18 protein-coding genes and 2 pseudogenes are annotated in these 17,884 nt (G+C 69.1%); 8 read left to right on the plus strand and 12 right to left on the minus strand.

Going from position 1 to position 17,884, the window contains the following annotated elements; all coding sequences use genetic code 11:
• Window positions 1-61: 61 nt before the first annotated feature.
• The 3 genes from FGL25_RS15220 to htpX form a co-directional block, all read right to left on the minus strand.
• Complete coding sequence (locus FGL25_RS15220) at window positions 62-1,969, minus strand: methyl-accepting chemotaxis protein (RefSeq protein WP_138142167.1); 1,908 nt, start codon at window positions 1,967-1,969, stop codon at window positions 62-64.
• A gap of 90 nt (window positions 1,970-2,059) precedes the next feature.
• Window positions 2,060-2,791, minus strand: a complete 732-nt coding sequence (gene trmB, locus FGL25_RS15225) for a tRNA (guanosine(46)-N7)-methyltransferase TrmB (protein WP_138142168.1) — start codon at window positions 2,789-2,791, stop codon at window positions 2,060-2,062.
• A gap of 173 nt (window positions 2,792-2,964) precedes the next feature.
• On the minus strand, window positions 2,965-3,966 hold the full coding sequence (gene htpX, locus FGL25_RS15230; protein WP_046652878.1) for a zinc metalloprotease HtpX: 1,002 nt from the start codon (window positions 3,964-3,966) through the stop codon (window positions 2,965-2,967).
• Window positions 3,967-4,063: 97 nt separating this feature from the next.
• On the opposite strand from htpX, the gene FGL25_RS15235 reads away from it, so the two are divergent.
• Both FGL25_RS15235 and FGL25_RS15240 read left to right on the plus strand, forming a co-directional pair.
• Window positions 4,064-4,306 carry a DUF1674 domain-containing protein gene (locus FGL25_RS15235; RefSeq protein WP_040346456.1) on the plus strand — a complete coding sequence of 81 codons (243 nt, stop codon included), beginning with the start codon at window positions 4,064-4,066 and terminating at the stop codon, window positions 4,304-4,306.
• A 207-nt stretch (window positions 4,307-4,513) separates the two neighbouring features.
• The gene (locus FGL25_RS15240) at window positions 4,514-5,332 is read left to right on the plus strand and encodes a hypothetical protein (protein ID WP_138142169.1); all 819 of its coding nucleotides are present in this window, start codon (window positions 4,514-4,516) and stop codon (window positions 5,330-5,332) included.
• Between the two features lie 81 nt (window positions 5,333-5,413).
• On the opposite strand, the gene pyrF is transcribed toward FGL25_RS15240, so the two are convergent.
• On the minus strand, window positions 5,414-6,136 hold the full coding sequence (gene pyrF / locus FGL25_RS15245; protein WP_138142170.1) for an orotidine-5'-phosphate decarboxylase: 723 nt from the start codon (window positions 6,134-6,136) through the stop codon (window positions 5,414-5,416).
• 98 nt (window positions 6,137-6,234) lie between these two features.
• Here pyrF and FGL25_RS15250 point away from each other — a divergent pair, with 98 nt between their 5' ends.
• Entirely contained in the window at window positions 6,235-6,933 is a 699-nt protein-coding gene (locus tag FGL25_RS15250) for a MarC family protein (RefSeq protein ID WP_138142171.1), read from the plus strand.
• 5 nt (window positions 6,934-6,938) lie between these two features.
• Here the strand turns inward: FGL25_RS15250 and FGL25_RS15255 are convergent, their stop codons facing one another.
• The 6 genes from FGL25_RS15255 to FGL25_RS15275 all read right to left on the minus strand — a co-directional run bounded on the left by FGL25_RS15255 (window position 6,939) and on the right by FGL25_RS15275 (window position 11,222).
• Window positions 6,939-7,745: an SDR family NAD(P)-dependent oxidoreductase gene (locus FGL25_RS15255; protein WP_138142172.1), complete on the minus strand. Its 807-nt coding sequence runs from the start codon at window positions 7,743-7,745 to the stop codon at window positions 6,939-6,941.
• Between the two features lie 10 nt (window positions 7,746-7,755).
• Window positions 7,756-8,232 carry an Rrf2 family transcriptional regulator gene (locus FGL25_RS15260; protein ID WP_003166623.1) on the minus strand — a complete coding sequence of 159 codons (477 nt, stop codon included), beginning with the start codon at window positions 8,230-8,232 and terminating at the stop codon, window positions 7,756-7,758.
• An 89-nt stretch (window positions 8,233-8,321) separates the two neighbouring features.
• Window positions 8,322-9,038, minus strand: a complete 717-nt coding sequence (locus FGL25_RS15265) for a phosphotransferase family protein (RefSeq protein ID WP_252970220.1) — start codon at window positions 9,036-9,038, stop codon at window positions 8,322-8,324.
• A complete protein-coding gene (locus FGL25_RS17740; RefSeq protein ID WP_252970221.1) occupies window positions 8,959-9,384 on the minus strand; it encodes a phosphotransferase in 426 nt (141 codons plus the stop codon). Before FGL25_RS17740 ends, FGL25_RS15265 begins: the two co-directional genes overlap by 80 nt.
• Window positions 9,385-9,408: 24 nt before the next feature.
• Complete coding sequence (glpK, locus tag FGL25_RS15270; RefSeq protein WP_138142173.1) at window positions 9,409-10,917, minus strand: glycerol kinase GlpK; 1,509 nt, start codon at window positions 10,915-10,917, stop codon at window positions 9,409-9,411.
• Window positions 10,914-11,222 carry a hypothetical protein gene (locus tag FGL25_RS15275; protein ID WP_138142174.1) on the minus strand — a complete coding sequence of 103 codons (309 nt, stop codon included), beginning with the start codon at window positions 11,220-11,222 and terminating at the stop codon, window positions 10,914-10,916. The genes glpK and FGL25_RS15275 overlap by 4 nt, the downstream gene beginning before the upstream one ends.
• Window positions 11,223-11,286: 64 nt before the next feature.
• Here FGL25_RS15275 and FGL25_RS15280 point away from each other — a divergent pair.
• A pseudogene (locus FGL25_RS15280) lies at window positions 11,287-12,259 on the plus strand (threonine ammonia-lyase).
• 54 nt (window positions 12,260-12,313) lie between these two features.
• Window positions 12,314-12,769, plus strand: a complete 456-nt coding sequence (locus FGL25_RS15285) for a MaoC family dehydratase (RefSeq protein ID WP_138142175.1) — start codon at window positions 12,314-12,316, stop codon at window positions 12,767-12,769.
• 117 nt (window positions 12,770-12,886) lie between these two features.
• Here the strand turns inward: FGL25_RS15285 and FGL25_RS15290 are convergent, their stop codons facing one another.
• A complete protein-coding gene (locus tag FGL25_RS15290) occupies window positions 12,887-13,819 on the minus strand; it encodes a Gfo/Idh/MocA family protein (protein ID WP_128114678.1) in 933 nt (310 codons plus the stop codon).
• Between the two features lie 5 nt (window positions 13,820-13,824).
• Window positions 13,825-14,986 (minus strand): annotated as a pseudogene (locus FGL25_RS15295) (DegT/DnrJ/EryC1/StrS family aminotransferase).
• 201 nt (window positions 14,987-15,187) lie between these two features.
• Between FGL25_RS15295 and FGL25_RS15300 the strand changes: the two are divergent.
• From FGL25_RS15300 to FGL25_RS15310, 3 genes are all read left to right on the plus strand, one after another.
• Window positions 15,188-16,297, plus strand: coding sequence for an AGE family epimerase/isomerase (locus FGL25_RS15300; protein ID WP_138142176.1), 1,110 nt, complete (start codon window positions 15,188-15,190; stop codon window positions 16,295-16,297).
• On the plus strand, window positions 16,294-16,803 hold the full coding sequence (locus tag FGL25_RS15305; protein ID WP_138142177.1) for a D-glycero-alpha-D-manno-heptose-1,7-bisphosphate 7-phosphatase: 510 nt from the start codon (window positions 16,294-16,296) through the stop codon (window positions 16,801-16,803). The genes FGL25_RS15300 and FGL25_RS15305 overlap by 4 nt, the downstream gene beginning before the upstream one ends.
• Window positions 16,804-16,865: 62 nt before the next feature.
• Window positions 16,866-17,759 carry an alpha/beta fold hydrolase gene (locus FGL25_RS15310; RefSeq protein ID WP_138142178.1) on the plus strand — a complete coding sequence of 298 codons (894 nt, stop codon included), beginning with the start codon at window positions 16,866-16,868 and terminating at the stop codon, window positions 17,757-17,759.
• Window positions 17,760-17,884 lie beyond the last annotated feature (125 nt).

Consider the following 17,884-nt stretch of genomic DNA (forward strand, 5'->3'; position numbering starts at 1 on the left):
GGCCGTGTCAGCCCCCGCCGTCACCCCATGACAATCAAGGCCATACGATCAGGCCGTCCGGTCAGAACTCCTCCCAGTCGTCCTCGACCTCTTGCAGCCGAGCGGCGCCGCCGCGACCGACGGTCTTCAGCACCGCGACGGTCCGAGGCGCCGAGGCCGGCGCAGGCGAAGACTCGGGCGCGACAGCCCCTCCGATGCGGAAACGCGCCACCGAGGCGGCCAGGACGTCGGCCTCCTGGGCCAGCGAGTGGCTGGCGGCCGTCGATTCCTCGACCATCGCCGCGTTCTGCTGCGTCACCTGATCCATCTGGTTCACGGCGGTGTTGACCTGCTGCAGGCCTGTCGCCTGCTCCTGGGCCGAGGCCGAGATCTCCGCGACCAGGCCGTCGATTTCAGCCACGCGGCCGACGATGCGCTGCAGGGCCTCGCCCGTCTGTCCGACCAGGGCCACCCCCGCGCCGACCTGTTGGCTGGAGGCCGAGATCAAGGCCTTGATCTCCTTGGCGGCCTCGGCCGAACGCTGGGCCAGGGCGCGCACTTCGGAGGCCACCACGGCGAAGCCGCGGCCGGCGTCGCCCGCGCGCGCCGCCTCGACGCCCGCGTTCAGGGCCAGAAGGTTGGTCTGGAAGGCGATCTCGTCGATCACCCCGATGATGTCGCCGATCTGGTTGGACGACGCCTCGATCCGGCTCATGGCCTCTACGGCGTCGCGCACCACCTGGCCGCTGCCCTCGGCGTCGTCGCGCGCCGAATGCGCCACGCCCGAAGCCTGACGGGCGCCGTCGGCGGTCCGGTTCACCGTGGCGGTGATCTGATCCAGAGCCGCCGCCGTCTCTTCCAGGCTGGCCGCCTGTTGTTCGGTGCGGCGCGACAGGTCGTCCGACGCTTCGGAAATCTCGTTCGAGCCCGAACGGATGGCCGCGACATTGGCCACGACCGCCGCCACGGCGCTTTCCAACTGTGCGATGGCGGCGTTGAAGTCAGCCTTCAGCTGCTCCGCCTTGGGCGCCACCGACACGGTCATGCGATGGGTCAGGTCGCCCGACGCCATAGCGTTCAGGCCTTGGCCAAGGGCGGTGATGGCGATGCGGTCCTCCTCGGCCGTCTGGGCCTTTTCAGCCTCGACGCGGATGCGCTCCTCTTCGGCCGCCTGACGCTGGGCCGCAGCTTCGGCCTCCAGGCGGTCGTTGGCGATGGCGGCGTCGCGGAACACCTCAAGGGCGCCGGCCATCCGCCCGATCTCGTCACGCCGCGCCAGGCCCGGAATGGCTGTCGTCCTGTCGCCGTCCGCCAGGCGCTTCATCCGTGCGGCCAGGGCCACCACCGGCTGCGCCACTGATCGCCCCAGGAACCATCCGGCGGCGCCCACGGCGACCGCCACGGCGAGCGCCATCCCGCCCAGAGCCAAGGCCGCACGTCCCACGGTAGCGACGATCTGATCCGTATAGACGCCCGAGCCGATCACCCAGCCCCACGGCTTGAAGGCCTGGACATAGGACACCTTGGGCGCAGGCTCCTGCTGGCCCGGCTTGGCCCAGCGATAGTTGACGAAGCCCCCGCCGTCGCGCCGGGCGACCTCGGTCATCTCGCGGAACATGAAGACGCCGTCTGCGTCGGTCTTGGCGCTCAGATCCTCCCCTTCCAGCTGCGGGCTGAAGGGGTGCATCACCATGCGCGGCTGCATGTCGTTGACCCAGAAATAGTCGTCCTGACCATAGCGCAGGGCGCGCAGGGTCGACAGGGCGGCGGCCTGGGCCTGGGCGCGGGTCATGACGCCCAGCCGCTCCTGGGCGTGATAGTGGGCGACGACGCTATGGGCCACCTCGACGGTCTTCTGAGTGCGGTCCGCGATCTCATCGCGCAGCACGCCGTCAAGCTTCATCAACGACAGGCCCGCGACCAGCAGAAGTCCGGCCACCGCCAGCACCGAAAGCAGGTTCACCCGCCCGCTGATCGTCAAACCGCCCATACATCATCCCCCTGACTGTCAAAGCCAAGGTGACGGACGGGAGTAAACACAAAGAAAACCGTCGTTCGTAGAATCGTCCAGGCCGTAGGTTCAGGCCAGGCGTTCAAACTCCAGGAAGATCGGATCGGTGTCGCCCAGCTTCTTTTCCTCATAGCGGGTGACGACGTGATCTTCGGGCGCGGCGAACCAGTCGGTGCCCGTCTCCCGGCGCGTCAGTCCCGGCGTACGCGCCAGCCGCTCCAGCGCCCAGTCGGCGTAGTCCAGCCAGTCGGTGACGAAACGCACGCGGCCGCCCGGCTTCAGCAGGCGGGCGATCTCCACCGCCGTCTCGTCCTGCAGGAAGCGGCGCTTGTTGTGGCGCGCCTTGTGCCAGGGGTCGGGGAATAGGATCATCACCCGGTCCAGCGAGGCGTCCGGCAGGGCCGTCATCACCGCGCGGGCGTCGTCGGCGTGCAGCCGCACATTCTGAAGCCCGCCTTCCTCGACGTGACGCAAAGCCGAGGCGACGCCGTTCAGGAAGGGCTCACAGCCGATCATCACCGCCTCGGGATGGCGCGCCGCCTGGGCCGCCAGATGCTCGCCGCCGCCGAAGCCGATCTCCAGCCACGCCGCTTTCGCGCCGGGCATCAGGGCTTGAGGGTCGATCGGCCCCTTGGCCGGGTCCGGCACGGCGATGCGCGGCATCAGGGTGTCGAACAGGGCCGCCTGCTTCGCCTTGATCGGCCGCGACTTGATGCGTCCGAAGGAGCGCAGCGGGCCATGCGCCTTGGCCCATTCGGGGCGGTCGGCGTCGAACGGTTTGGGATCGGTCTCGTCGGTCATGGCGCGCGCTCTAGACCATTTTCGGTTCAGTCGAAATCGACTGAACCCAGAACAATGGTCCAGAATTATGCTTGGAGCGAATATCTGTGTTCAGTTGGACACTCGTCCAACTGAACCGATTTCGCTCTAGCGGCTTAAGCCCGCTCACGCAAAGCTCCATACTTGCGGAAGCCTCAGCCCCACGGCCCGCGCGGCGGCGCGGCGGGGGCGTCGTCGGTCGTCGGCACGCTGGTCCCCCGGACCGGCGCGGCGGACGTGCTGGAGGCGACAGGCGCAGGCGCGACGAAGGCCGCCGCCGGACGCACGCGCCCGCCCATGCCCATCTTCGCGCCCAGCTCCATCAGGGCGCGGACGCGATTGCCGGTGGCCGGGTGGGTCGAGAACAGATTGTCCGCCCCCTTCCCGTTCAGCGGATTGATGATGAACATATGGGCCGTCGCCGGATTGCGCTCGGCCGGGGCGTTGACCGCCCCGCGCGCATAGGCCTCGATCTTCTGCAGGGCCGAAGCCAGGGCCTGAGGGTCGTCGGCGATCTCGGCGCCGACGCGATCGGCTTCATATTCGCGGGTGCGGCTGATGGCCATCTGCACTAGACCCGCCGCCATCGGCGCCAGCAGCATTAGGGCGATGGTCCCGATCATGCCGCCCGGCCGCTCGCGGTCGTCCCCGCCGCCGAAGAACAGGGCGAAGTTGGCCAGCATGGCGATGGCGCCCGCCACCGTCGCCGTGACCGTCATGGTCAGGGTGTCGCGGTTCTTCACATGGGCCAGCTCGTGCGCCATGACGCCGCGGATTTCCTCGCGCGTCAGCATGTCCAGCAGGCCCGTCGTCGCCGCCACCGCCGCATTTTGAGGATTGCGTCCCGTGGCGAAGGCGTTCGGCTGATCGTTCGGAATGATGGTGATGTTGGGCAGGGGCAGGCCCGCGTCGCCGGCCATCTGCTTCACATCGGCGACATAGGCGCGCACCACGGCGTTGGGGTGGGTCTCATCCACCGGCTGGGCGCGGTACATCTTCAGGACGATCTTGTCCGCATTCCAATAGGAAAACAGGTTCATGCCCGCCGCCGCGACCAGGGCGATCGCCATGCCGGGCCCTTTGCCGATCAGATAGCCGATCCCCATGAACAGGGCGGTCATCACGGCCAGCAGGGCGAATGTCTTCAGATGGTTCATACGGGCTTCGGTCGCGCTGTCGGACTTCAAGGGGTGGCGTGTTCAGCCGGAACGTCTATTTGAGCCCCAGTATCCCCGCTCTCAAGGCAGGCGACCTGTGACCGAACAGCCCACCCCCCCGACTGAACCTTCCCCCGAGGAAGCCTTCAACGCCGACGTGCCCCACGCCACGCCCGAGCGCCCCCTGAACGAGGCCGCCCGCCGCGCCCTGCTGGAGGCGGCCGAACGCCGCGCCGCCGAGGAGGCCGCCGCGCTTCCGAACGAGGTCGGCGGCCGCAAGGGACCGGAGCCCACCCGTTTCGGCGACTGGGAGAAGAAGGGTCTGGCGGTGGACTTTTAGGGCGCTAGCGCTCCCCGCGCGGCGGCTCGCTGCTTGAGCTGGTAGGGCGCTAACGCTCCCCGCGCGGCGGTTCGCTGCCTGAGCGAAGGCGGTCTGGACGCCTCATGCCTCCCGCCGATGCGGCCTCCCCGTTCCCTTGACGGGAGAATAGTGAACGCTCCGGCCAGATCCGCATTAACCTTTACGGCTGAAACAAGGAGCGCAGCCATGAAGGCTCTATTCTACGCCGCCGCAGGCGCGGCGATCCTCATCGCCGGAGCGGCCGAGGCTCATCAGGCCGGCGCCCGATACAACGCCGCCGCCGGCTACGCCCGCGGTCCCGTGGTCCAGACCCGCGCCCAGACCTGGTACAGCGACACCGGCTGGCAGGGCGGCTACGGCCCGATCGAAAGCTACGGCTATGGTTACGGCTACGGCGGCGCCGGAGTTCGTCCGCCGGTCGTGATGGCTCCGTCGCAGCCGCCGATCCAGCACGGCGGCTACGCCTATTCCGGCGTCACCCGCTCCATGCCCTTCGGCTATCCGGTCGACGGCTACGGCCGCTACCCCTGGGCGCGCTACGGCTATGGCGGTTACGGCGGCCAGTACAGCGGCGGCGGCTATTACCAGCAGGGCTATTATCAGGGCGGATACGGCCAGGACTGCGGCCGTTGCGGCCCGCCGCCCCAGCCCGTCTACTACCGTTCAGAGCCGGTCTACGTCAGCCAGCCGCCGGTCTATGTCTCGCAACCGCCCGTCTATGTGGAATCGCCGCCAGTCTATGTGCAGCCGGCCCCGGTCTACGTTGAACCGGCCCGCGTCCACGTGGCGCCGCCGCCGGTCCATGTGGCCGCCGCCGATGTGCGCGTCGCCCCGGCCCAGGTCGAGGTGGCCCGCCCCAACGTCTACGTCGAGCCGCCGCGCGTCGAAACCGCTCCGCCGGTCGTGAACTTCGACCAGGGCTATTACGCCGTGCCGCCCGCCCCGCCGGCGCCGCCGTCTCCGACCGAGCGGCCCTATCGCCAGGAACGCGGCGAACGCGGCTGATACGAAAAGGGCGGCGTCCGCAGACGCCGCCCCTTCTTGTTTCACGTGAAGCAGACCCCTTACGGATCAAGCCCATAGGCCTCAGACCAGGGCGATCTCCTGGGTGATCGCCTGGGCGGCCGCGCGCGGATCGGCGACGGCTGTGATCGGACGGCCGATGACCAGATGGGTCGCCCCAGATTGCAGGGCGCTGGCCGGGGTCGCGGCGCGCGCCTGATCGTCCATGGCCGCGCCTGCGGGCCGCACGCCCGGCGTCACGATCAGGAAGTCCTCACGCCCCGCCCTCGTCGCGATTTCACGCGCGCGGCCCGCCTCATGCGGGCTGGAGACGACGCCGTGGATTCCAGCCTCCAACGCCTGACGCACCCGCTGTTCCACCAGTTCGGCCGCCGACAGGCAGTGGTCGTCCGCCTTCAGATCGTCGTCGGTCAGGCTGGTTAGGACGGTGACGCCCAGGATCTTCAGCTCCGATCCCGCCGCGCCGCGCGCCGCCGCCGCCATCACCTGGGGCCGGGCGTGGACGGTCAGCAGGTCGCAGCCCGCATTCGCCAGCACCGCCGTCGCCTTCTCCACCGTCGCGCCGATGTCGTGCAGTTTCCAGTCCAGGAACACCTGGGCGCCCGACGCCTTCAGCTCGCGCGCCAGCCCCATGCCGTCCGAGGCGAACAGCTGCAGCCCGACCTTGTAGAAGCCGACCGCATCGCCGATCCGTTCGACCAGGGCGCGCGCCTCATCGATCGTCGGCACGTCCAGGGCGCAGATGACGCGCGGGTCGAAGGGGCGATTGGGACGGTCTGCTGACATTTCCGGCTCTCGGCGGCTTGCAGGCGCGCGCGGATGCCCCGATAGGTGAGACAAGGGGTCGCGGTCGCGCGGCGGGTTTTCTAAGGCGGGGGCAAGCAATGAACGCGGTCGATCTGGGGGTCAACCTGTTCGTGGCGCTGTTCGCCCTGCTGGACCCGATCGGCAATGTGCCGATCTTCGCGGCGGCTACGGCGGGCGCCTCTCTGCGCCAGCGCATCACCGTCTCGGCCATGATCTGCGCCTTCGCGGCGGTCTTCCTCGGCTTCTTCTTCTTCACGGGCCTGGGCCTGTTGCAGTTCTTCGGCATTTCTCTGGCCGCCTTCCGCATCGCGGGCGGCATCCTGCTGCTGCTGCTGGGCTTGGACATGGCGCGCGAGGACTTCCTCAAGATCTTCGCCGACGCCGACGCCGCGACCGACGCCCAGGACGTGCGCGGCTACGCCAAGCGCCGGTTCAAGCGCCTGATCGTGCCCTTCGCCATTCCCCTGATGATCGGGCCGGGCGCCATCTCGGCCATCATCATCCAGGCGGGCGAGGCCCAGAAGCTGGGCGCGGCGGGCACGGCGGCGTCGCTGACCGCCATGGTCGCCGCCTGCGTCGTCACCTTCCTGTGCTTCGCCGCCACCGGCCCGATCAGCCGCATCCTGGGCGACGTGGGCATGGCCATCGTGGTGCGGGTGCTGGGCCTGATCCTGTGCGCCCTGGCGATCCAGTTCATCCTGATGGGTCTGGGCGAAGCCCTGCCGGGCATGTTCAGCGCGGGCGTCACCACCCCCTACCCCTCCGGCGGGCACTAAATGCTCTAGAGGCGGTCCAGCCGTCTGGCGTGGCCGCCGACCATCTTCAGCGCCAGGGCGTCGGGCAGCAGCCCGCCCAGCGCCGCCAGCACATTGTTGGCTGCGCCCGGCGTCACGCGCGGCCGATTGGCTTCGACCGCGTCCCAGCCGATGCGGGCCACGCGGTCGGCGTCCATCCACATCCACTTGGGATAGGCGGCCGAGACCTGCTCGCGCGAGCCGTTGACGTCGTGGAACTCGGTATAGGTGTAGCCGGGGCACAGGGCGGTGACGTGCACGCCGGTCCCTTGCGTCTCCAGCCACAACCCCTGCGACGCCTTGATCAGGAAGCTCTTGATCGGGCCGTAAAGCGTGTCGCCGCCCGTCGCCGGCATCTGTCCGGCCAGGGAGGCCACGTTCAACACCCGGCCCCAGCCGCGCGCGACCATGCCGGGCAACACCAGGCGCGACAGCTCGACCGGCGCGCTCAGCATGACCCGGATCATGGCGGCGTGGTCCGCCGGATCGGTCGTCAGAAAGCCCGTGGTGCGGCTGAAGCCCGCATTGTTGATCAGGCCGTCGACGCTCAGCCCCCGCGCCGCGATCGCCTCGACCAGACGCGCAGGCGCCTCGGATTCAGCCAGGTCGGCGACGACGACGGTCGCGGCGACGCCATGGGCGCCGGCCAGCTCCTCGGCCAGGGCCTGAAGCGGCCCTTCGCGCCGGGCGGTCAGGATCAGGTCATGGCCCCGCGCCGCGCAGACGCGCGCCAGGGCGGCGCCGATGCCCGCCGAAGCCCCCGTGATCAGAACGGTGCGACGCCCCTCCCCCAAGAACGCCTCGTCAGGCCGCGTCGGCGTTGGGGCAGCACGGATGCGGCGCGAACGGACGCAGCACCTCGGAATCTTCGGCCAGCAGGTCGGCGATGGTGATCTTCGACAGGGCCGCGCCCGCCGCCTGATCCGCCGCCGTCAGGGCCTTGGCCACCTGGCGCGGAATATGCTCGCCGACCGGGCAGCCCTTGGCGCCGGCGGGCGGCGAGCCCAGCTGGGCGCAGCCGTTCACCGCCTTGAGCACCTCATCCAGGCGAATATCCTCGGGCCGCCGCAGCAGCCACGAGCCGCCCGACGCGCCGGGGCGCGTAGCGATCAGGCCCGCCTTGGCCAGCAGGGCCGTGACCCGGCGGATCACCACCGGATTGGTCGGCACCGAAGCCGCCAGGACGGCGCTCGGCTCGGCCTCGGTCGCCGCATAGGCGCCCTTGTGGGCCAGATAGGCCAGGGCGTGGGCGGCGACGGGAAAACGTTGGCTGTCAGACATCAGGGTTCATGCTCCTGATGGGAAGGTAGGCCTTCCGTGAGCGTTTCACCAAATCGATCAGTAACAAAAACTGTTTCCATATAGCTCCGCTAGGCCCCGGCCCTGCGCGCAAAGCCCCAGGCCGCATCCGAAAGCGGGCCGACCTGGGCCGCCATGGCCTTCGCATGGGCGCTGGCGGCGGTGCCGTCGCGCACCCGTCCGGCTATGCCCTGACAAATGGCCGCCAGCCGGAACAGATTATAGGCGAACAGCCAGTTCAGGTTCGTCGGCGCCGCCGTCCCGGTCTTCTGCGCATAACGCGCGACCGTCTCATCCACCGAGGGAATGCCCAGCGCCTTCAGATTCGCCCCCGCTAGGCCGTTGCGCAGGGACGCCGGGATGACCCAGGCGATCAGCAGATAGGAAAAATCCGCCATCGGGTCGCCCAGGGTCGACAGCTCCCAGTCCAGCACCGCCCGCACCTTCGCCTCGGCCGGATCGAGGATCAGATTGTCGAGGCGGAAGTCCCCATGCACGATCCGCGTCGGCCCCTCGGGCGGCAGGCTGTCGGGCAGGAAGGCGATCAGCCGGTCCATGGCCGCGATCGGTTCGATCTCGGAGGCGCGATACTGCTTGGTCCAGCGCCCCACCTGGCGGGCGAAATAGTTCCCCGCCTTGCCGTAGTCGGCCAGGCCGACGGCGTCGGGCTCCAGTCGGTGCAGCGCCGCCAGCGTATCGACCTGGGCGTCATAGATCGCGCGGCGCTCCGGCGGCGTCAGGCCGGGCAGCTTCAAGTCCCAGAAGATGCGCCCCTCGACCTTCTCCATGACGTAGAAAGATGGAGCCGATGACGTCATCGTCCGCACACAGAGCATAAGGCCGCGCGACCGGAAAGCCCTGGGCGTGCAGGGCGGAAATGACGGCGAACTCGCGGTCCACGGCGTGGGCGCTGGCCAGCAGCGCGCCCGGCGGCTTGCGACGCAGCACATAGGTCCGGCCCGGCGTGGTCAGCTCATAGGTCGGGTTGGACTGGCCGCCCTTGAATTGACGGATGGTCAGCGGCCCGGCGTAGCCCTCGACGTTCGCCGCCAGCCAGGCGTCCAGCGCCGCCTCGTCCAGCCGATGGCGGTCGTCCACCTCGCGCGTGCCCGAAAACGCAGTTTGAGCGTCCAATGCCTGTGAATCCGCGGCCCTCGGTCATTCCCCCTCCTCCGGCTGGGCGGCGATGATGGCCGCCCTGACCGCGCCGCGCCAGCCCTTGAGCAGCCGCGCCCGCTCCTCGGCTCCCATGCGCGGGGTCCAGACGGCGGGCGCCTCGGCCGGTGCGGTCCACAGGGCCTCGGTCAGGCCCACGCCATAGGCCGCCAGCCGCGCCGCCCCCATGGCCGTCATCTCCTGGAAGGCCGGGCGTTCGACCTCGACCTCGCAGATGTCGGCGATGAACTGCATGGCGAAGGCGTTGGCGGTGACGCCGCCGTCGACCTTGAGCCGCTTCAGCGGCGGCGCCCCGTCCTTGGTCAAGGCGTCCAGCAGGTCGCGGGTTTGATAAGCCAGGCTCTCCAGCGCGGCGCGGACCATGTGCGCCGGTCCGCTGTCGCGGGTCAGGCCGACGACCGTGCCCCGCGCCTCCGGCTCCCACCACGGCGCGCCCAGGCCGGTGAAGCCGGGGACCAGATAGACCCCGCCGTTGCCCGTCAGCGTCTGGGCCATGGCCTCGGACTGACGCGAGTCCGACAGCACCTTCAGCCCGTCGCGCAGCCACTGGATCGCCGACCCGGCCGAGAAGATGGAGCCCTCCAGCGCATAGGCCGCCTGCCCTCCCGCCGCATAGCCCAGCGTCCCCAGCAGCCGCGAGGTCGAGGCCACCGGCGCCGCCCCGACATTGGCGACCAGAAAGGCGCCAGTGCCGTAGGTGATCTTGGCGTCCCCCGCCGTCAGCGCCCCGTGTCCGACCAGCGCCGCGTGCTGATCCCCCGCCGACCCATGAATGGGCAGGGCGCGCCCCAGCAGGGACGCATCGGCCTTCCCCAACAGGGCGTCGCAGTCGCGGATTTCCGGCAGGGCCTGCATCGGCACGCCGAACAGGTCGCACAGGTCCGGGCGCCAGGCGCGGGTCTTCAGGTCCATCAGGCTGGTGCGGCTGGCGTTGGTGGCGTCGGTGACGTGGCTGTTTCCGCCGGTCAGCTTCCAGATCAGCCAGGCGTCGATGGTGCCCAGCTTGACCTCGCCCCGCGCCGCCCGTTCGCGCGCGCCGGGCACGGCGTCCAGCAGCCAGGCGTATTTCGAGGCCGAGAAATAGGGATCGAGGATCAGGCCCGTCGCCGCCTGCACCATCGCCTCATGCCCTGCCGCCGCCAGCTTGCCCGTGGCCTCGGCCGTACGCCGGTCCTGCCAGACGATGGCGCGGTGCAGGGGCTCGCCGGTCGCCGCGTCCCAGATCACCGAGGTCTCGCGCTGATTGGTGATGCCGATGGCGGCGAAGCGGCTGACGCCGCCCGCCTTCCTGACCACCTCGCGACAAGTCTGCAGCGTCGCGCGCCAGATCTCGGCCGCGTCATGCTCGACCCAACCCGACTGCGGGAAATGCTGCGCCAGATCAATCTGGCTGACCGCGACGGCGTTGAACGCCCCCTCAGGCGAGACTTCAAACGCAATCGCCCGCGTCGAGGTGGTGCCCTGATCAATGGCGAGGATGAGACGGTTCATGAGGCGCGGTTTTTCCAGATTTCGATCTGATCGATGGCCAAGGACAGGAGGCTGTCGATTTCTTCAATGCCGCCTCGCCAGACCCGCTCGAAGTTCTGATCGTCATTCGTGTCTACGGAGCAAGCGGTCACGACAAGGGCGTCCATGACAGGAGGCGCAATCGAGACCTGAAAACAGTCATGACCGTCATGCCCCGGAATATAGAAGAATCGGGCGGGGATGTTCGCCCATTCCCTGAACACGACCCAGCCCTTTTCGGCGGCCTGACAGTCGAGTTGCGCGTCAATGAGCAAATAAGGATTCATGAGACCGTATCCTGCGTGGCGCATACGAACCCGACAAGCCGACAGATGAAGGTATCGATTTCTCATGCATGCGCCCTCCTTCTCAGGCGTCGTCGACGCCGCCCGCCAGATCGCCCCGCCGCCGTCCGCACGCCGCTGATCGAGCATCCGGCCCTGAACGAGGCCGTCGGCGGGCGCGTCCTGATGAAGGCCGAAACCTTTCAGGTCGCGGGCGCCTTCAAGTTCCGCGGCGCCTATAACCGCGTCAGCCGCCTGACCGAGGAAGAGAAGACGCGCGGCGTCGTGGCCTATTCATCCGGCAACCATGCGCAGGGCGTGGCGGCGGCGGCCAGGCCATCGGCACGCCCGCCGTCATCGTCATGCCGTCGGACAGCCCGACGGTGAAGGTCGAGGGCGTGCGCGCCTTCGGCGGCGAGGTCCGCTTCTACGATCGCTGGACCGAAAGCCGCGAGGCCATCGGCGCCGAGATCGCGGCCGAGCGCGGCTCGGTGCTGGTCCCGCCGTTCGACGATCCCTTCATCATCGAGGGCCAGGGCACGGTCGGGCTGGAGATGCTGGAGCAAGCGGGCGTGCCGATGGACCAGCTGCTGTGCGGCGCCTCAGGCGGCGGGCTGATCGCCGGGATCAATCTGGTCATGGCCGAACAGAGCCCCGACACTCGCGTCATCGTGGTCGAGCCCGACGCCTTCGACGACACCCGCCGCTCGCTGGAGGCGGGCCGGCGCACCGCCCATCCGCAAGGGTCGCCTTCCATCTGCGACGCCCTGATGGCGCCTATTCCGGGCGAGCTGACCTGGCCGATCAACCGACGCCTGGCGGGCGCGGCGACCGTCACCGACGCCGAGGTCGCAGAGGCCATGCGCTTCGCCTTCCGCTGGCTGAAACTGGTCATAGAGCCGGGCGGCGCCGTATCGCTGGCCGCCCTGCTGTCGGGCAAGGTCGAGGCGAAGGGCCTGACCACGGGCGTCGTCCTGTCGGGCGGCAACGTCGACCCCGGCCTGTTCAGCGAGATCATCGAGGGACGGTTCGAAGGGTAGGCCTTGCCTCCGCCCCCTCCCCGCGCAAGGCTGGCGCAAACGGGAGGGCGTCACATGACCAAGGCCAGCGAACTTCAATCCCTGATCGGTCAGGAGGTCGGCGTCAGCCGCTGGTTCACGCTGGATCAGGCGCGCATCGACGCCTTCGCCGGACTGACCGAGGACGAGCAGTTCATCCACGTCGATCCCGAGCGCGCCAAGGCGACGCCCTTCGGCGGGACCATCGCGCACGGCTTCCTGACCCTCAGCCTCGCCTCGGCCATGAGCATGGATGCGATCGCCCCGCTGGACGATCTGGTCATGGGGGTGAACTACGGCTTCGACCGCCTGCGCTTCCTCGCCCCGGCGCCGTCGGGATCGCGCGTGCGCGGCCGCTTCAAACTGCTGTCGGCCGAGGACAGGGGCGACGGCCGGTGGCTGCTGAAGCACGAACTGACCGTCGAGATCGACGGCGGCGACAAGCCCGCCCTGATCGCCGAATGGCTGACGATGCAGGTGGTGAAGGCCTAAACTCTCCCCGCTCATCCCGGCGGACGCCGGGATCCAGTGCTTTGGCCTCAGACGCCGCGCTTGTAGTTCTCACTGGGCCCCGGCGTCCGCCGGGGTGAGCGGAGTTAAATTAGGCGATCACTCCCCCAGGCACCTCAGCGCCACTTCCAGGTTGCGCAGGCCGTCTTCGCCGCTGACCGCCGCCGTCTCGCCGGTGCGGATGGCGTGGATGAAGGCCTCGTGCTCCTTCTTGAGCGGCTCGGCGGGCCAGGCGTTCAGCATCCGCGTCGAATAGGAGCCGTCCGGCTGCTGGCCGAAGAATTCCGTCACCTGGCGGGTGATCAGGTCGGCGACGATGAAGCGGTTCTTGGTCGCCACCTGCAGGACGCGGGTCTTATAGGGCGTGACCCAGTTGGTAGTGATGTGGGCGATCACCCCATTGTCCATGCGGAACTGCAGCAGGGCCGAATCCTCACGCGAGGCGTGGGTGTGGCCCAGCAGGGACTGGACCTCGGTCATCTCCGACCCGGTCAGATGGCGGATGATGTCGATGTCGTGCACGGCCAGGTCGATGACCACCCCGACCTCGCCCATGCGCGGCGGGAAGGGACCGACGCGGGTGATCTGGATGGAGATGATCTCGTCGCCGTCAATGGCGCGCTTGACCGTCTCGACCGCCGGGTTGAAGCGCTCGACGTGGCCGACCATCAGCACGCGGTCATTGGCCCTGGCCGCGTCGATCATGGCCTGGGCGTCGGCCACCGTGGCCGCGATCGGCTTCTCCACCAGCACATGGACGCCCGCGTTCAGCAGGGCCACGCCCAGTTCGGCGTGATAGCGGTTCGGCGTGGCGATGACGGCGGCGTCCAGTCCGGCGGCGACGAAGGCCTCGGCCGTCGTCACGGCGGTCGCGCCATAGGCGGCGGCCACGCCCTCGGCCGTCACGGCGTCCGGATCGAAGACGGTCGTCAGCTCGACGTCGCGCAGTTCGGCCAGAACGCGGGCGTGGTTGCGGCCCATGACGCCGGCGCCCGCGACGCCGATCTTGAGAGGGGTCTGATGGATGGTCATGCGGATCAGGCCTTGAAGCTGGCGACGGCGGCGATGATGCGGTCCTGCGTCGCCGCATCCAGATCGGCGTGCATCGGCAGGCTGATCACCACATCCTTCAGCCGCTCGGTGACGGGCAGGCCGCCCGCGCCGCGCGGATAGTGCTCATAGGCGGGCTGAAGGTGCAGCGGGATCGGATAATAGACCGCCGTCGGCACGCCCTGATCCTTCAGATGTGCGGCCAGGGCGTCGCGGTCGGAGTGCTCGACAGTATACTGCGCCCAGTTGGAGACCTTGCCCGCCGGAACGTCCGGAACCTTGGCGACGTGGGGACGCAGGCCTTCATTATAGCGGGCGGCGGCGGCGTTGCGCCATTCGATCTCTTCAGCGAAGACCTTCAGCTTCTCGATCAGGACGGCGGCCTGAATGGTGTCCAGACGGCTGTTCAGGCCGATGCGCATGTTCAGATATTTGGGGTCATGGTCGAAGGTGCGGTCCTTCAGGTCGACGCCCACCGCCTTGCCGTGAACCCGGATGGAATCCATCAGCTGGGCCAGGTCGTCGTCGTTGGTCAGCACCGCCCCGCCGGTCGCCGTAGCAGCCCAGCGGCTTGGCCGGGAAGAAGCTGGTGGTGGTCACATCGGCCCATTTCAGCGGATGCGCGCCGTCGATGGTGCAGCCGAAGCCCTGGGCCGAATCCGAGATCAGCTTCAGGCCGTGCTTGTCGCAGATCGACTTGATCGCCGGATAGTCGGCGGGCTGGCCGAACAGGTCGACGGCGATGACCACGCGCGGTGTCAGGCGGCCCTCGGCCTTGACGCCCTCGATGGCGCGTTCCAGCGCCGCCGGGTCCATGTTGTAGGTGTTCTCGTCCACATCGACGAAGACCGGCTCGGCGTCGAACCAGGGCACGACCTCGGCGGTGGCGGCGAAGGTGAAGCTGGGGACGAAGACCGCGTCGCCGCGCCCGATCTCCCAGGCCATCAGCGGCAGGGCCAGGGCGTCGGTGCCGTTGGCGCAGCCCAGGGCGTGCTTGGCCTTGCCGAAGGCGGCCAGGTCGGCCTCGAACTGGCGCACCTGCGGGCCCATGACCCAGGCGCCGCCGACGACGGCCTCCTGAACGGCGGCCTCGATCTTGCCGCCGAGGCGCAGACGCTGGGCCTGAAGGTCGATGAAGGGAATGGTCATTGCGATGTCGCTCTCTCGATGGGGCCGGCGCGGCGGGGAATCGTCTTCCGGGGCGCGGACGCGAAGGCGGGTCGTCTGTGTCAGCCTGCGTCCTAGCAAAGCGGCGGGGTGCTGAACAAACCCCCCGGAGTCACTTCGGCGTTGCGCGATGCAACGAAACCGCCGCTTGGCAAAGGCGAGAGCGCCGCCTAAGCCGGACCCATGAGCTTCGACGCCGCCGCCAGGAACCGGGTCCATGACTGGCTGTTCGGCCAGGCCCTGCCGCTGTGGGCCACGGCGGGGATCGACGATCAGGACCGCTTCTTCGAGAAGCTGGACTTCGACGGGCGGCCCGTCACGGGCGTCCCCCGCCGCACCCGCGTGCAGGCGCGGCAAACCTATGTCTTCATCCAAGCCGTCGCGCTGGGCTGGGCCGACGGCGAACCCATCGCCCGCGCGGCGCTGGACGCCCTGATCCGCAACAACCGCCGGGACGACGGCCTGTGGGTGCGCGCCACGGACGACGCAGGGGTCGTGATCGACGCCACGCCCGACCTCTATGACCTGGCCTTCGTCCTGTTCGCCCTGGCCGCCGCGCACCGCGTGCTGAAGGACGAACAGGCGCAGCCGCTGGCGCTGGAGACGCTGGCGGCCATCCAGGCGCAGATGGCCGACCCGGTCCACGGCGGCTGGCAGGAGGCCCTGCCCCCGGTCTTGCCGCGCCGCCAGAACCCGCACATGCACATGCTGGAGGCCCTGCTGGCCTGGCAGGCGACAGCGCCCGATCCGGCCTTTGAAACGGCGGCGCGCTCGGTGCTGGACCTGTTCAACCGGCGCTTCTTCGACCGCGAGCATCTGATGCTGGGCGAGTTCTACGAGACCGACTGGAGCCCGCGCCCCGGTTCAGAAGGCCAGTGCATCGAGCCCGGCCACCACATGGAATGGGTCTGGCTGCTGGGCGAAGCCGCGCGCCTCGGCCTGCCGGACCTGAGCTCCCCCGCGCGCGCGCTCTACACCAGCGGCCTGACCTGCGGGGTCCGCGCGGATGGGCTGGCCGTGCGCGAGATCAACCGGATCGGCCAGGTCCGCGACGGCGGCGTACGCCTGTGGGCCCAGACCGAGCTTCTGCGCGTCCTGCATGCGCGCGGCGAACACCTCAGGGCGGCCGGATTGATCGATCGCCTGTTCCAGACCCACCTGGCCACGACGACGCCCGGCCTGTGGATCGACGCCTTTGACGCCGAGGGACGACCGCTGGACGCCGCCGTTCCCGCCTCCAGCCTCTACCACCTGATGACCGCCTTCTCGGCCCTGTTGACGGCGCCCGCATGACCCAGCGCCCCGCCGCCTTCCTCGACCGTGACGGCGTGCTGATCGTCGACAGCGGCTATCCGCACCGGCCCGATCAACTGGTGCTGATCCCCGGCGCGGCGGAGGCGGTGAAGCGGCTGAACGCGGCGGGCTACGTCACCGTCATCGTCACCAACCAGTCGGGCGTGGCGCGCGGCATGTTCAGCGAAGAGACCATGCACGACTTCAACCGCCGGCTGGTCGCGCGGCTGGCCGAAGGCGGCGGACGCATCGACGCCGTCTACGCCTGTCCCTTCCATTCTGAAGCGGCGGACGAACGCTATCGCCATCCCGACCACCCCGACCGCAAGCCCAATCCCGGCATGTTGCTGAGGGCCGCCGCCGAGCACGACCTCGACCTCTCCCGCTCGTTGATGATCGGCGACCAGCCGTCCGACATGGAGGCGGCGCGACGCGCGGGCGTGGCGGGCCACCGCTTCACCGAGGGCGATCTCGATCAATTCATCCGCGATCTGCCGCGCGCCTGATCGCTATTCCGCAATCGATGAATTAACGTCGCTCGAACGGAACTGCTGTTCGGAGACGATCCATGCCGATGACCACCCCGCTGGCCGACCGCTACGTCGAGCGGCGCTGGACCTCGCCGGACGGATTGAACCTCTACGCGCGCGACTACGCCCCGGCCGAAGGTCCGGCGCGCCTGCCGGTCATCGCCATCCACGGCCTGACTCGCAACAGCGCCGATTTCGGCGTCATCGCCGGCCTGATCGCCCACAGCGGCCGCCGCGTCCTGGCCGTCGACGTGCGCGGGCGCGGACGCTCGGACCGGGCGCCCGATCCCATGACCTATACGCCGGACGTCTATGCGAAGGATGTCGTGGCCCTGATGGAGCAGGCAGGGATCGAGAAGGCGGTCTTCCTCGGCACCTCCATGGGCGGGCTGATCACCCTGGCGCTGACGGCCATCAAGCCCAAGGCCATCGCCGCCGCCATCCTCAACGACGTCGGCCCCGAGGTCGCGGCCGAGGGCCTGGCCCGCATCGCCGCCTATACCGGCCAGCCGGTCGTAATCGAAAGCTGGGACGACGCGACCGCCTACGCCCGCCGGATCAATGAGACGGCCTTCCCCGACTATACGGACGCCGACTGGGCCGCCTTCGCCCGCCGCGTCTTCCGCGAGGGGACCGAAGGGGCGCCCGTGCTGGACTACGACCCCGACATCGCGGCGCCGATCAAGGCGGCGGGATCCAAGGCCCTGGTTCCCAACCTTTGGCCCTCGTTCCGGGCGCTGGCGCGCAAGAAGCCGACCCTGCTGATGCGCGGCGGAACCTCGGACCTGCTCAGTTCCGCCATCGCCGACAAGATGAAGAAGGCCGCCCCCGCCATGGCCTATGCCGAGGTTCCCGGCGTCGGCCACGCCCCCATGCTGGACGAGCCAGAGGCGCGCGCGGCCATCTTCGAGTTTCTGGCGGAAGTTGGCTGAGGCAGCCTGCCGGGCCTCCCGCAGCACGAGGCCCGGTCGACCAGTTACGTGGCCTCAAGTAGCGCGAAGCACGGTAGGCCGGCTTAAATGAGCCTCAAGTAGCGCGAAGCGCGGTAGGCCCTCTT

Source organism: Brevundimonas vancanneytii, from assembly GCF_901421975.1.
In the GTDB taxonomy this organism is placed as follows: domain Bacteria; phylum Pseudomonadota; class Alphaproteobacteria; order Caulobacterales; family Caulobacteraceae; genus Brevundimonas; species Brevundimonas diminuta.